This is a genomic window from Lentzea sp. NPDC020367 (assembly GCF_044387305.1).
Lineage (GTDB): Bacteria > Actinomycetota > Actinomycetes > Mycobacteriales > Pseudonocardiaceae > Lentzea.
In genome coordinates this window covers 28,636-40,763 of sequence record NZ_JBIRVV010000013.1, presented here as the reverse complement: position 1 = coordinate 40,763, position 12,128 = coordinate 28,636, and the positions used below count along the sequence as shown (strand labels likewise).

Here is a 12,128-nt window from a genome sequence, read left to right as displayed (position 1 = left end):
GCCCGTGGTCCCCACGGCGTCGACCCCTGACCGCGCCGGCTCCGGCGCGACGCGCGCCCCCACCGCGATTCCTGGCCGCACCGACTCCCATCCGACCCGCGTCCCCACCGCAGTTCCCAGCCCCGCCTGCTCCGCTGCCGCCCGCAAGACCCAAGGCCGTCCCCGACCGAGCCGCCCCGACTCGGATGGCGCAACTCCGCGTTCACCCACCTGGGTTCATCAGGCAAAAGGCCGGGTCTAGGCGTTTGCTGGACCGATAACTGTTTCGATCCTGATGGCGAAGCTCACGGCTCCCGCCAGCGCGAGGAGTGGCATAGTCGCCCGCAAGTTACTCCTTGGTAGCCCACGCTTTACCCCGCTTGGGAGGTCTGCAGTGGCGCGCGAAATCAACACCGTCGGAGTCGTCGGCTTCGGAACCATGGGCGCGGGCATCGTGGAGGTACTCGCGCGCACCGGGCTCTCGGTCAAGGTGGTGGAAGTCGACGCGGCCGGTGTCGAGCGCGGGCTCGGGCACCTGGAGCACTCGACGAAGCGGGCCGTCACGCGGGAGAAGCTGACCGCGGACGAGAGCGCCGCGCTGCACGGCCGGGTCACCACGAGCCTCGACCTGCAGAGCCTGAAAGACTGCGATCTCGTCATCGAGGCGGTGCCGGAGAGCGTCGAGCTCAAGGCGCGGATCTTCCGGGAGCTGGACGAGATCCTCGCGCCCGAGGCGATCATCGCGTCCAACACGTCGTCGCTCTCGATCACCGAGATCAGCGTGGTGACGAAGCGGCCAGGCAAGGTCGTGGGGCTGCACTTCTTCAACCCGACGCAGGTCCTCAGGCTGGTCGAGGTCGTGCGCACGGTCGTCACGGAGCCGGACGTGATCACCGACGTGGTCGCGTTCACCGAACGGCTGGGCAAGTCGCCGGTCGTGATCGGGGACAGGGCCGGCTTCATCGCGAACGCCCTTCTCTTCCCGTATCTCAACCACGCGGTCAAGATGCTGGAGTCCCGGTACGCGACGCGCGAGGACCTCGACGCGGCCATGCGGTACGGCTGCGGTTATCCGATGGGACCGTTGGCGTTGCTGGACCTCATCGGTCTGGACACGGCGTACGAGATCCTCGACACGATGTACCACCAGTCGCGCAACCGGTTGCACTCGCCGGCGCCGCTGCTCAAGCAGATGATCACGGCGGGGCTTCTCGGCAGGAAGACCGGCCGCGGTTTCTACACCTACGACGGGCCCGACTCGCCGGTCGTCGTCAAGGACGTGCAGACACCGTCCGAAGTGGACAGCGCCACGCAGACCCGTGAGGTTCAACGGGTCGGTGTCATCGGCACGGGCACGATGGCGACGGGCATCGCCGAGGTGTTCGCCAAGCGCGGGTACGACGTCGTGCTGCGGGCGCGCGGTCTCGACAAGGCGGAGAAGGCGATCGGCGCGGTGCGCAAGTCGCTCGACCGCGCGGTCGGCAAGGGCAAGCTGTCGGAGCAGGACCGCGACGCGACGCTCGCCCGCATCTCGCCCGCCGTGGAGTTCGTGGAACTGGCGGACTGCGACCTGGTCGTCGAGGCGGTGGCCGAGGAGATCGGGATCAAGAAGGAGGTCTTCGCGGCGCTCGACGAGGTGTGCAAGCCCGGCGCGGTGCTCGCGACGACCACGTCCTCGCTGCCCGTCATCGAGGTCGCGGCCGCCACGAGCAGGCCGGCGGACGTCGTGGGCCTGCACTTCTTCAACCCCGCGCAGGTCATGAAGCTGGTCGAGATCGTGGAGACGATCTCCACGGGCGCCGACGTGGTCGCGACGGCCCGCAAGATCTGCCTCGACCTCGGCAAGCACCCCGTGCACTGCGGTGACGTGGCCGGTTTCATCGTGAACGCGCTGCTCTTCCCGTACCTCAACGACGCGGTGAAGATGCTGGAGGCCCACTACGCCGAGGGCGACGACATCGACAACGCCATGAAGGTCGGCTGCGGCCTGCCGATGGGACCGTTCGCGCTGCTCGACGTCGTCGGCCTGGACGTGTCGCTCGCGATCCAGCGCACGCTCTACAACGAGTTCCGCGAGCCCGGCTTCGCGCCGGCGCCGCTGCTGGAACACCTGGTCACGGCCGGTCGCCTCGGCCGCAAGACGGGCAAGGGATTCCGCGACTACTCGTGAGCCGCTAACAGGGGCACCATGTCGCGTCTGGCATGGTGGTGGCATGCGGCGACTGGTGCTCCTGTTGGCTGTCCTCGTGCTCGCGTCCGGCTGTGCCCGTGCGATCGTCGAGGGCAGTCCGGTCGCGCAGGCGCCGCTCGACGTCACCTCCCCGTTCGACCAGGAGGGCTCCACGGATCCGAGCACGGACCCGAGCGAGTCGCAGGACCCGGAGAGCTCGCCGATCGACGGCGAGATCACGCCCACCTGCGCCAAGCTGAAGTGGACCGACCTGCCCTACCCCGGCGCCAAGGCCGAGACGCCGCCCACGCAGATCAACTACGACTCGACGTTCGAGGAGTCGTGCCGGTGGACGACGAAGATCGACGACGTCGAGGTCGGCGTCTCCCTGCGCTACCGCGAGGGCAAGCAGATCACGATCGAGCGCACCACCGGTGACTGGGACGTGAAGGGTCACAAGGTCATGTACCTGGACCGTTCCGACGAGCAGGACGTCGATCCGTCGTGCGTGCTGGCCCTGCCCTACAACGGCGGCGGGCTCGGAATCATCATCATCGACCCGTCCGGCAAGTTCGGCAGCGTCTGCGACCAGGGCCGCAAGATCGCCGAGGTGCTGATCGACCGCGAGACGGCCTAGTCCTGCACCGCGGTTCGCCAGGGCTTCAGCTTCTCCGGGTTCCGCACCGCCCAGATCCTGGTGATCCGGTCGTTCTCCACCTCGATCGCCGCCACCGTCACGGCGACACCGTCGAACGTCGCCACCAGGCCCGGCCTGCCGTTGACCGTCCTGGCGAGGATCGTCAGTTCCGGCGCCACCTTCCCGATGCCGACGAGGTAGCGGGCGATCTGCTCACGGCCTTCCACCGGCCTCAGCACCGTGGCGACCTGGCCGCCGCCGTCGGCGATCATGACGGCCGCCGGGTCCAGCAACGCGATCAGGGCCTGGATGTCCTGCGCCTCCCACGCCTGCTTGAAATCCCGCACCACGTCCGCCTGCCGCGTGGCCGGGATCTCGTCGCGCCGCGACGCGCGAATCCGCCGCCGTGCGGACGTGGCCAGTTGCCGGCACGCCGCAGGGCTCCTGCCGACGATGTCCGCGATCTCCGCGAACGGGAACCGGAAGACGTCGTGCAGCACGAAGCTGACCCGTTCCGCCGGGGTCATCTGCTCCAGCACCACGAGGAACGCCATGGTGACCGACTCGTCCAGGGTGACGCGGTCCGCCGGGTCGAGCCCACCGCCCCATTCCTCCCGGTCCGGGAGCGGCTCCGGGATCCACTCGCCGACGTAGCGTTCCCGCCTGGCCCTGGCCGACCCCAGCAGGTCCAGGCAGATGCGACCGGCCACCCTGGTCAGCCACGCTCCGGGGGACTCGATGGCGTCCCGCTGGTCCGGTGACAGGGCGTACCACCGCGCGTAGGTCTCCTGCAGCACGTCCTCGGCGTCGGCCAGCGAACCCAGCAGGCGGTAGGCGAGGTTCAGCAGCTGCCGCTGTTCGCTCACGATCGCGTGCACACCAGGATCAGCCAACGTCCCCCGCCTCACATTTCCGGCCGCTGCGTCGTCGGACCGTCATGGTCACGCAAACCACCGCAAAACCCGCCAACCTCAAGGTCCTGCACGCCACCGTCGCTCTGCAGACCGCGGCCGTCTTCGTTCAGTCCATCACCGCGGGGCTGATGATGACCCTCCCGTACGGACACGTCCTGCACAGCGCGGGCTCGTACACGTTGTGGGTCGTAACGGTCGTCCACGTCGTCGTCGCGGTTCTCGCGTGGCGGCCGGGCGGCGGGTCAGCCCGGCCCATCTGGTACGCCGTGGGCTTTCTGGCGCTGATCACCGCTCAGGTGTACATCGGCGTGTTCCACCTCACGGCCCTGCACGTTCCCCTCGCCGCGGCGCTGCTCGTCGCGAGCGTGCTCTACCTGCTCCGGATCAGGCGCTAGCCGCAGCAGCCTCCACCGCAACAACCGCCGCCGCCACCACCGGCCGCGGCCTGCTGCGTGCCGCCGATACCGGCCATGGACAGCAGTTTCACCGTGTCGGGATGACCCTCGGGGCAGTTCGCCGGCGAGGACGACTCGCTCATCGGACGCTGCACGTCGAAGGTGTCGTCACAGGTTCGGCAACGGAACTCGTAGGTCGGCACGGACCGATTCTACGAGCGGTTAACGTGTTGTCGTGCCACGTCGTAACAGCCCCAAGCCAGAAGAATCCCGTCCCCTTGGAGGGGGCGTCGGCTGGGCGCGCGCCGAGTCAGGCCCGGACGGTGACTGGCTGGTCCGCGCCATCTCGGGCGCGCAGGCCCAGAAGACCTACCGGTGTCCCGGCTGCGACCACGAGATCCGCCCCGGCGTCGCGCACGTCGTGGCGTGGCCGGCGGAGGACACGGGTTCGGTCGAGGAACGCCGCCACTGGCACCAGACGTGCTGGGACTCGCGCGGCCGGCGAGGCCCGACCGCGCGCCGCTGGTAGTGGCTAGAGCCCGACCTGCTCGCGCCACCGCTCCAGCCTGGCCAGGAACTCCTCCGGCTGCTCGACGGGCGGCAGATGCCCCGCGTCCTCGATGCGTTCGCTCGTCGCGTGCGGCAACGTCACGGCGAGCTTCGCGGCCACGTCGGGCGGCGTGAGCTTGTCGTGCTCGCCCACGAGCACGAGCGACGGGACGTCCAGCGACTCCAGCACTTCCGTGGAGTCCGGCCGCTTCGCCATCGCGCGCTGCCACCACGCCACGTCCTCGGCGCGCTGCTCCAGGATCATGGTGCGCACGGACGCCCGTGCGGTGTCCGAGGCGTTGGGGCCGAGCAGGTTCGGCAGCATCGCGTCCGCGAGCCAGTCGCCGACGCCCTCGCGTTCGACGCGGTCCGCCATCGCGTGCCGGTTCGCGATCGCTTCCGGCGCGTCCGCGGTGTGCTTGGTGTCGACGAAGATCAGGCCTCGCACGCGTTCTGGTGCACGCCTGAGCAACGCCATCGCCACGTAGCCGCCCATCGAGCAGCCGCCGAGCACGACGCTGTCGAGCTTCCGTTCGTCGAGCACGCCGAGAACCTGCGCCGCGACGGTGTCGAGGTCGGGTTCGCCGTGGCCGCGCAACGACGGCGTCAGCGCGCCCGGCACGTCCCACATCCGCGCGTCGAGCGGAAAGGCGTGCAGCAGCACCAGATCGTCCATCAGCTCTCCCACTCCGACGCCAGCACCGACCACACCTCGAGGTCCTGACGAACCCCGCGGTACAGGAAGTACGAGCGCAGCACCCCGTCCCTGCTCATCCCGAGCCGCCGCGCGACCGCGATGCTGGACGCGTTCTCCGACGACACCTGCCACTCAACCCGATGCACGCCGCGCTCGCAGATCGCCCAGTCGATCAGGATCCGCGCCGCCCGCGTGATCAGCCCCTTGCCCGTCGCGGCCGGCTCGAGCCAGCACCCGACCTCGGCGCGCCCCTGCGGGATCTCCATCACGCGGAACAACACGCCGCCGACCAGCTTGCCGTCGAGCCAGATCCCGAAGATCCGCCCGGTGTCGGCCGCCGCCTTGTCCGCGTAGCTCTGCAGGAGCTCCCGCGCGCTCTCCAGGTCCTTGGCCTTGTCCGCGAACCCGATGTGCTGCCCGATGAACTCCCGGCCGCGCTCCATGTGCGCGAAGAACTCCTCGGCCTGCCACGGGTCCAACGGCCTGAGCTCGGCGCCGTCGACGCCCAGCGGTTTCGCGAACATCCTGTTCCCCCAAGATGGTGTGTTGTGTCCACACGAATCGTATTGGTGCGTCATGCGGAGTCCGTCCGGCCGCTGCCGGGCGAGCCCGACTACGACGAGCGCCCGCTCACCGACAACGGCTTGGTGGCGGCGGAGTCGCTGGTTCCACGCCTCGCCGCATACTCACCGGCGGCGGTGCTGTCGAGTCCGCAGCGCAGGGCCGTTCAGACGGTCACGCCCGCCGCTGACGCGCTCGGGCTCGCCGTGACGACCTGGGCCGAGCTGCGGGAGTGGGAGTCGGGGCTGGTGCCGAGCGCGGACTGGGAGACGCCGTACACCTACAGCTGGGCTCATCCCGGCTTCGCCCACGGGGAGGGGGAGAGCCTCGACGCGCTCACCGTGCGGGCGGGGAAAGCGTTGGCGCGCATGGGTGAGGAGTATCCGGACGTGACAGTGCTCGTCGGGTCGCACGGGACGTTCCTGACACGTGCGCTGATCGCGTCGGGGCTGTCCGCGGACTGGGATTTCTGCCGCACCATGCCGATGCCCGCGATCTACGAGATCACCGTCTGACCTGCGCGGACCCGAAATTGTCGGTGTCGGCTGGGATAATTGAAATCAGGGGTCCCCCTGGGCGGGGGACCCCTGCGTGAGCTTGCGGTGCGAGCTTGCCGAGTCAGGACTTCTTGGCCGTCTGCGGGCGTGCGAGCTTGGCCGTGGGGCCGTCGACCTGGGGCGTCTGGGCCTGTGACGCCTGAGCCTGGGGAGCCTGAGCCTGCGATGCCTGGGGCTGAGGCGTCTGGGCCTGGGAGCCCTGCGCCGGCTTGTTCTGTGCCGAGGGCGTGGCCTGCTGAGCCGGGGCGGCCTGCGTGGGCGCCTGAGGCTGAGCGGGCTTGTTCGGCGTGGCAGGAGCGGCCTGAGGCGCCTGAGTCTGGGCGGGCGCTTGCGGCTGAGCCTGAGGTGACGCGGGCCGTGCCGGAGACTGACCCGCCTGCGGTGCCTGGGCGGGCTGGGCCGGCACCGGAGCGCCACCCTGTCCTTGTGCAGGAGCCGGTGCCGCCGGCTTCTCCTCGTCCACCGGGTCGAGCAGCGGCACGACCTCCTGCAGCGCCGTCCGCACGTTGTGGAGCTGGTGCGAGAGGCGGTTGCGGAGGTTGCGGAGCTGGTCGACGCGCTGCGTGGCGGCGGTGGTGCGGCGGTTGGCTTCCTCGGTGGCCTCGCGGACGCGGCGGTTCGACTCGTCGGTCGCTTCCTGGATGCGCGCGGTGGCCTCGGAGATCGAGTCGTGGCGGCGGCGGTTCGCCTCTTCGGTGGCCTCGCGGACTCGGCGTTCGGCGTCGGCCTTCGACGTGGTCTGCTCGGTGGTGATCGCGGCGCGGACTCGGGCGGCCTCCTCGGCTGCCTCGCGCAGGCGGCGGTCGGCCTCGCCCTTGGAGTTGGCCTCCTGGGACGCCAGCGTGGCCATGGCCTCGGAGCGGCGGGCGGCCATCGCGATCTCGAAGTCCTCTTCGACGGTCACACGGCGCTGCTCGGACTCGTCGGCGATCTTGCGGGCGGCGGACTCCGCCTCGGAGACGATCTTCTCCGCCTCGTTGCGCGCGGTCTCGAGGACGCCCTTGTGCTCGGACTCCATGGCGCCGCGGCGCTCGTCGAGTTCGGCGATGAGCTTCTCGTAGCGCTGGCGCAGCACACCCGCGTCGGCCTCGGCCTTGGCGCGGATGTGCCCGCCCTCCGCTTCGGCACGGGCCTTGATCTCGTTGGCCTCGTCCTGCGCCAGCCGCAGCATGCGCTGGAGGCGCTCGGAAAGCCCCTCCAGCGTCGTCGGCGGCAGCGACAGGCGCTCCACCTGGTTGCGCATCTCGGTGATCTCCGAGCGTGCGGCTTCCAGCTGGCGCGCCAGATCTGACGTCTGGGAGACGGCGGCATCGCGGTCCGCGGCGAGCAGCCGCAGGTCCGAGTCGAGGCGTTCGAGATGATCCTCGACCTGAGCGCGGTCGTAACCGCGCTTGACGATGTCGAAGCCGGATCCCAGTGGGACGAGGTCACGGTCGTCGGCGAGGCCCATGCCCCTCACGCTACCCGTTCGGGTAGCCCCAGAAGGTCACACACCCCGGAATCGATTGATAGCTGTGAGGTGTTGCGCGCGTAGTTCGTGATCCAGCACACCAAGACCTTCTTCGGGCGCAAGGCAGAGCACGCCGACCTTGCCCTGGTGTGCGTTGCGGTGCACGTCGTGTGCTGCCTGGCCCGTTTCGTCCATTGAGTACACCTTGGACACTGTCGGGTGGATCTTCCCCTTGGCCACCAAGCGGTTCGCCTCCCACGCCTCGCGGTAGTTCGCGAAGTGCGAGGAGATGATGCTCTTGAGGTTCATCCAGAGGTAGCGGTTGTCGTACTGGTGCATGTAGCCGGACGTCGACGCGCACGTGACGATCTTGCCGCCCTTGCGCGCCACGAACACCGACGCGCCGAACGTCTCGCGGCCGGGGTGCTCGAACACGATGTCCGGGTCCTCGCCACCGGTCAGCTCACGGATGCGCGCACCGAACCGCTTCCACTCGCGCGGGTCCTGCTCGTGCTCGTTCTTCCAGAACTTGTAGCCCTCCGCCGAACGATCGATGATCAGTTCGGCACCCATGGAACGAACGATCTCCGCCTTCTCCGGCGAGGACACGACGCAGATCGGCGTGGCGCCACCGTTCAACGCGAACTGCGTGGCGTACGAACCCAGACCGCCGGACGCGCCCCAGATCAGGACGGTGTCGCCCTGCTTCATGTTGCCGCCGTTGGTCGACACCAGCTGGCGGTACGCGGTGGAGTTCACCAGGCCCGGCGACGCGGCCTCTTCCCACGTGAGGTGCTTCGGCATCGGCATCAGCTGGTTCGACTTCACCAGCGCGAGGTCGGCGAGGCCACCGAAGTTCGTCTCGAAGCCCCAGATCCGCTGCTGCGGGTCGAGCATCGTGTCGTTGTGCCCGTCCGGCGCCTCCAGCGGCACGTCCAGACAGTGCGCCACGACACGGTCGCCCGGCTTCCACGCGGTGACGCCGGGACCGACGCGCACGACGACGCCGGCCAGGTCCGATCCCACGACGTGGTACGGCAGGTCGTGGCGGCCGCCCAGCTTCTTCAGGAAGCCGAACGTGGACACCGGCTCGAAGATCGAGGTCCACACGGTGTTGTAGTTGATCGCGGAGGCCATGACGGCGACCAGCGCCTCGCCCGGCCCGAGCTCGGGCGTGGCCACCTCGTCGACGTGCAGCGACTTGCGAGGGTCCTTGTCCCTCGTCTCCAGGCCCGAGAACATGTCGGCCTCGTCCGCGCGCACTGTCACGCCCCGATAGCTCTCCGGAACGTCCAACGAACCGATGGCGTCCAGCTCGTCGGCCAGGATCGCGTCAAGGATCTTCTGCACGGCGGCATTCCTTCCCTAGTGAGGGATAGTCGCAGGTTGCCGGAGGTTACTCAGGAGTAACCGATTCAGAATCCCGCTTGTGAGGGATTCCACTCGGAAGAGTTGACCGGGCGGCCAACCAAGGAGGACCATCGAAGGTGTCCGAGAAGGAGGTGGTGGAGATGACCAAGGCGTGGACCAGGTGGCAGGACTGGACCGAGGTGGCGATCGGTGTTCTGGTGCTGCTGTCTCCGCTCGTCGTGGACACCTCGAACGCGGCCATGTGGACGATGATCGTGCTCGGCGCGCTCATCGCGATCGACGGACTCGTCGACCTCGCCATGCCCGCGATGATCTACGGGGAGTACGTGCAGATGGTGCTCGGAGCACTGCTGTTCATCTCTCCGTGGGTGATGAGCTACAGCGACCTGATGGCGGCCTCGTGGGTCTCCTGGGTCGGTGGCGTGCTCACCGTTGCTGCTGGAGCGCTGGCGATGCCGTCGGCGAACGCGGCACACTCGGCCGCGGCCCAGCCGCACTGATCAGCTGGAAACCTGTGGGCCCGAGAACGTTCTTGGGCCCACGCACTCGTGGAGGAGACGCGTGGAGGATTCGGCCAAGGAACGCATCCTGGCCGCGGCCGAGGAACTCTTCGCCGACGGAGGCTTCGACGCCACCCCGACCTCGCGGATCGCCGAACGCGCCGGCGTGCCCAAAGGCCTGGTGCACTACTACTTCAACCGCAAGAAGGACCTGCTCGCCGCACTCGTCACGAGGCTGCCGGACAGCACGGTCGACCACCGCAGGATCGTCGTCGCGGGGGACATCGCGGAGTCGCTCAGACGACTCGTCGCCGCACTCGACGCCCGCTTGAACGCCTCACCGCTGCTGTCGCACCTGTTGTGGCGTGAAGCGGATACGCATTCGGCTGTCAGAGACGCCATGCAGGCGCGCTACGAGAACGTCGCGGCGCAGATCAAGCAGGTCATCCTGGCCGCGGGAGGCGCGGCGGTGGCGATCAAGGACGTCGAGGCGGCCGCGGCACTCCTCGCGCTGGCCGTCAGCTACCGGCATTCGGTGGCGCGGCACAGCGACGAGGAGGACCCGATCGACCGGGAACTGAGCTTCGTGGCTAACGCGCTGGCTCGACCAGCTCGATGAGCACGCCGCCCGCGTCCTTGGGGTGCACGAAGTTGACCCTGCTGTCCGACGTGCCGCGCCGCGCCTGTTCGTAGAGCAGGCGCAGGCCCTTGGCCCGCAGCGCGTCCGCCGCGACGTCCACATCGGACACCCGGTAGGCGAGCTGCTGCAGGCCCGGCCCGGAGCGGCCGATGAACTTGGCGATCGTCGAGTCCTCGTTGAGCGGCGCCAGCAGCTGGATGGCGGTGCCGTCGTGGTCGCCGGGCGCGTGCAGCATCGCCTCGCGCACGCCCTGCTCCTCGTTGACCTCCTCGTGCGCCACTTCGAGGCCGAAGTTGTCGCGGTAGAACGCGATGGCGACGTCGAGGTCGGGCACCGCGATGCCCACGTGGTCGATCGCGGTCACGAATCGAGCGATGTCTGCGTTCATAGCGGGGAAGGGTAACTACCTGATCGGTGCAGGTGCCGCTGTGCGGGGTCTCACACGATTACCGCCCAGTAGCCCCAGGTATGGTGCCTAGTTAACGACCGTTCGCTCTTCCAATGGAGGCAGTTGTGTCCGGTTCCGTGATCGTCGCCGGGGCGCGTACCCCGATGGGCCGACTGCTGGGATCGCTCAAGGACTTCTCGGGCGCCCAGCTGGGTGGCGTCGCGATCAAGGCGGCACTGGAACGCGCGGGCGTGGCCCCCGAGCAGGTGCAGTACGTGATCATGGGTCAGGTGCTCACCGCCGGCGCGGGCCAGATTCCCGCCCGCCAGGCCGCGGTCGCCGCCGGCATCCCGATGAGCGTGCCCGCGCTGACCATCAACAAGGTGTGCCTGTCCGGCATCGACGCGATCGCGCTGGCCGACCAGCTGATCCGCGCCGGCGAGTTCGACGTCGTCGTGGCCGGTGGCCAGGAGTCGATGACGCAGGCGCCGCACCTGCTGCCGAAGTCGCGCGGCGGGTTCAAGTACGGCGACGTGACGATGCAGGACCACATGGCGCTCGACGGCCTGTTCTGCGCGTTCGACCAGGTCGCGATGGGCGTCTCGACGGAGAAGTACAACGGCCGCTACGGCGTCACGCGCGAGGAGCAGGACGCGTTCTCCGCGCGGTCGCACCAGCTCGCCGCGAAGGCCGCGGAGAACGGTGTCTTCGAGGCCGAGATCGCGCCGGTCTCGATCCCGCAGCGCAAGGGCGACCCCGTCCTGTTCAGCACGGACGAGGGCGTGCGCGCCGACACCACCGCCGACTCGCTCGGCAAGCTGCGCCCGGCGTTCGCCGCGGACGGCACCATCACCGCGGGTTCGGCGTCGCAGATCTCCGACGGCGCGGCCGCTGTGATCGTGATGAGCAAGGCGAAGGCCGAGGAACTGGGCCTGGAGTGGATCGCGGAGATCGGCGCCCACGGCGTCGTCGCGGGCCCGGACGCCTCGCTGCACGAGCAGCCGTCCAACGCCATCAAGGCCGCGTGCGCCAAGGAGGGCATCGACCCCGCCGACCTCGACCTGATCGAGATCAACGAGGCGTTCGCGGCGGTCGGCATCGTGTCCTCCCGTCAGCTCGGAATCTCCGAGGACAAGGTCAACGTCAACGGCGGCGCCATCGCGCTGGGCCACCCGATCGGCATGTCCGGCGCCCGCATCGCCCTGCACCTCGCACTGGAGCTGCAGCGGCGTGGTGGCGGCGTGGGTGCGGCGGCGCTGTGCGGTGGTGGTGGTCAGGGCGACGCTCTGATCATCCGCGTGCCCTCCAAGGCCTAGTGTC

At 69.1% G+C, this 12,128-nt stretch carries 15 protein-coding genes; 8 read left to right on the top strand and 7 right to left on the bottom strand.

Annotated features, from left to right (window positions below; translation table 11 throughout):
* The first annotated feature begins 373 nt into the window (after positions 1-373).
* Positions 374-2,149, top strand: a complete 1,776-nt coding sequence (locus ACH413_RS37665) for a 3-hydroxybutyryl-CoA dehydrogenase (protein WP_360047805.1) — start codon at positions 374-376, stop codon at positions 2,147-2,149.
* 43 nt (positions 2,150-2,192) lie between these two features.
* Entirely contained in the window at positions 2,193-2,786 is a 594-nt protein-coding gene (locus ACH413_RS37660; RefSeq protein ID WP_360047803.1) for a DUF3558 family protein, read from the top strand.
* On the opposite strand, the gene sigJ is transcribed toward ACH413_RS37660, so the two are convergent.
* Positions 2,783-3,679, bottom strand: coding sequence for an RNA polymerase sigma factor SigJ (sigJ, locus tag ACH413_RS37655; RefSeq protein ID WP_396425489.1), 897 nt, complete (start codon positions 3,677-3,679; stop codon positions 2,783-2,785). The genes ACH413_RS37660 and sigJ overlap by 4 nt on opposite strands.
* 44 nt (positions 3,680-3,723) lie before the next feature.
* Between sigJ and ACH413_RS37650 the strand changes: the two genes are divergently transcribed.
* Positions 3,724-4,095 carry a hypothetical protein gene (locus tag ACH413_RS37650; protein ID WP_360047802.1) on the top strand — a complete coding sequence of 124 codons (372 nt, stop codon included), beginning with the start codon at positions 3,724-3,726 and terminating at the stop codon, positions 4,093-4,095.
* Here the strand turns inward: ACH413_RS37650 and ACH413_RS37645 are convergent.
* Positions 4,092-4,298, bottom strand: a complete 207-nt coding sequence (locus ACH413_RS37645; RefSeq protein ID WP_360047801.1) for a zinc ribbon domain-containing protein — start codon at positions 4,296-4,298, stop codon at positions 4,092-4,094. The two genes, ACH413_RS37650 and ACH413_RS37645, sit on opposite strands and share 4 nt — an antisense overlap.
* A gap of 32 nt (positions 4,299-4,330) precedes the next feature.
* Between ACH413_RS37645 and ACH413_RS37640 the strand changes: the two genes are divergently transcribed.
* Positions 4,331-4,624, top strand: coding sequence for a hypothetical protein (locus ACH413_RS37640; protein WP_319977781.1), 294 nt, complete (start codon positions 4,331-4,333; stop codon positions 4,622-4,624).
* Positions 4,625-4,627: 3 nt separating this feature from the next.
* On the opposite strand, the gene ACH413_RS37635 is transcribed toward ACH413_RS37640, so the two are convergent.
* Both ACH413_RS37635 and ACH413_RS37630 read right to left on the bottom strand, forming a co-directional pair.
* Complete coding sequence (locus ACH413_RS37635) at positions 4,628-5,320, bottom strand: alpha/beta fold hydrolase (protein WP_360047799.1); 693 nt, start codon at positions 5,318-5,320, stop codon at positions 4,628-4,630.
* The gene (locus ACH413_RS37630; RefSeq protein WP_360047798.1) at positions 5,320-5,865 is read right to left on the bottom strand and encodes a GNAT family protein; all 546 of its coding nucleotides are present in this window, start codon (positions 5,863-5,865) and stop codon (positions 5,320-5,322) included. The genes ACH413_RS37635 and ACH413_RS37630 overlap by 1 nt, the downstream gene beginning before the upstream one ends.
* Before the next feature lie 24 nt (positions 5,866-5,889).
* On the opposite strand from ACH413_RS37630, the gene ACH413_RS37625 reads away from it, so the two are divergent.
* On the top strand, positions 5,890-6,417 hold the full coding sequence (locus tag ACH413_RS37625) for a histidine phosphatase family protein (protein ID WP_360047797.1): 528 nt from the start codon (positions 5,890-5,892) through the stop codon (positions 6,415-6,417).
* Between the two features lie 103 nt (positions 6,418-6,520).
* Here the strand turns inward: ACH413_RS37625 and ACH413_RS37620 are convergent, their stop codons facing one another.
* Together ACH413_RS37620 and ccrA are read right to left on the bottom strand one after the other, a co-directional pair.
* A complete protein-coding gene (locus ACH413_RS37620; protein ID WP_360047795.1) occupies positions 6,521-7,909 on the bottom strand; it encodes a chromosome segregation protein in 1,389 nt (462 codons plus the stop codon).
* A 36-nt stretch (positions 7,910-7,945) separates the two neighbouring features.
* A complete protein-coding gene (ccrA, locus tag ACH413_RS37615; RefSeq protein ID WP_360047793.1) occupies positions 7,946-9,259 on the bottom strand; it encodes a crotonyl-CoA carboxylase/reductase in 1,314 nt (437 codons plus the stop codon).
* Positions 9,260-9,420: 161 nt separating this feature from the next.
* Between ccrA and ACH413_RS37610 the strand changes: the two genes are divergently transcribed.
* Together ACH413_RS37610 and ACH413_RS37605 are read left to right on the top strand one after the other, a co-directional pair.
* Positions 9,421-9,780 (top strand): SPW repeat protein, encoded by a 360-nt coding sequence (locus ACH413_RS37610; RefSeq protein ID WP_319977776.1) that lies wholly within the window; start codon positions 9,421-9,423, stop codon positions 9,778-9,780.
* Between the two features lie 61 nt (positions 9,781-9,841).
* Positions 9,842-10,399, top strand: coding sequence for a helix-turn-helix domain-containing protein (locus tag ACH413_RS37605; RefSeq protein WP_360047791.1), 558 nt, complete (start codon positions 9,842-9,844; stop codon positions 10,397-10,399).
* Here ACH413_RS37605 and mce read toward each other — a convergent pair.
* The gene (gene mce, locus ACH413_RS37600; RefSeq protein WP_360047789.1) at positions 10,371-10,808 is read right to left on the bottom strand and encodes a methylmalonyl-CoA epimerase; all 438 of its coding nucleotides are present in this window, start codon (positions 10,806-10,808) and stop codon (positions 10,371-10,373) included. The two genes, ACH413_RS37605 and mce, sit on opposite strands and share 29 nt — an antisense overlap.
* Before the next feature lie 125 nt (positions 10,809-10,933).
* Between mce and ACH413_RS37595 the strand changes: the two genes are divergently transcribed.
* A complete protein-coding gene (locus ACH413_RS37595) occupies positions 10,934-12,124 on the top strand; it encodes an acetyl-CoA C-acetyltransferase (protein ID WP_360047886.1) in 1,191 nt (396 codons plus the stop codon).
* Positions 12,125-12,128: the final 4 nt, after the last annotated feature.

Excerpts from the sequence above, each read along its gene's own strand:
- ACH413_RS37660 (WP_360047803.1), top strand. The coding sequence starts at position 2,193 with ATGCGGCGACTGGTGCTCCTGTTGGCTGTCCTCGTGCTCGCGTCCGGC.
- ACH413_RS37650 (WP_360047802.1), top strand. The coding sequence starts at position 3,724 with ATGGTCACGCAAACCACCGCAAAACCCGCCAACCTCAAGGTCCTGCAC.
- ACH413_RS37635 (WP_360047799.1), bottom strand. The coding sequence starts at position 5,320 with ATGGACGATCTGGTGCTGCTGCACGCCTTTCCGCTCGACGCGCGGATG.
- ACH413_RS37610 (WP_319977776.1), top strand. The coding sequence starts at position 9,421 with ATGACCAAGGCGTGGACCAGGTGGCAGGACTGGACCGAGGTGGCGATC.
- mce (WP_360047789.1), bottom strand. The coding sequence starts at position 10,808 with ATGAACGCAGACATCGCTCGATTCGTGACCGCGATCGACCACGTGGGC.
- ACH413_RS37620 (WP_360047795.1), bottom strand. The coding sequence starts at position 7,909 with ATGGGCCTCGCCGACGACCGTGACCTCGTCCCACTGGGATCCGGCTTC.
- ACH413_RS37630 (WP_360047798.1), bottom strand. The coding sequence starts at position 5,865 with ATGTTCGCGAAACCGCTGGGCGTCGACGGCGCCGAGCTCAGGCCGTTG.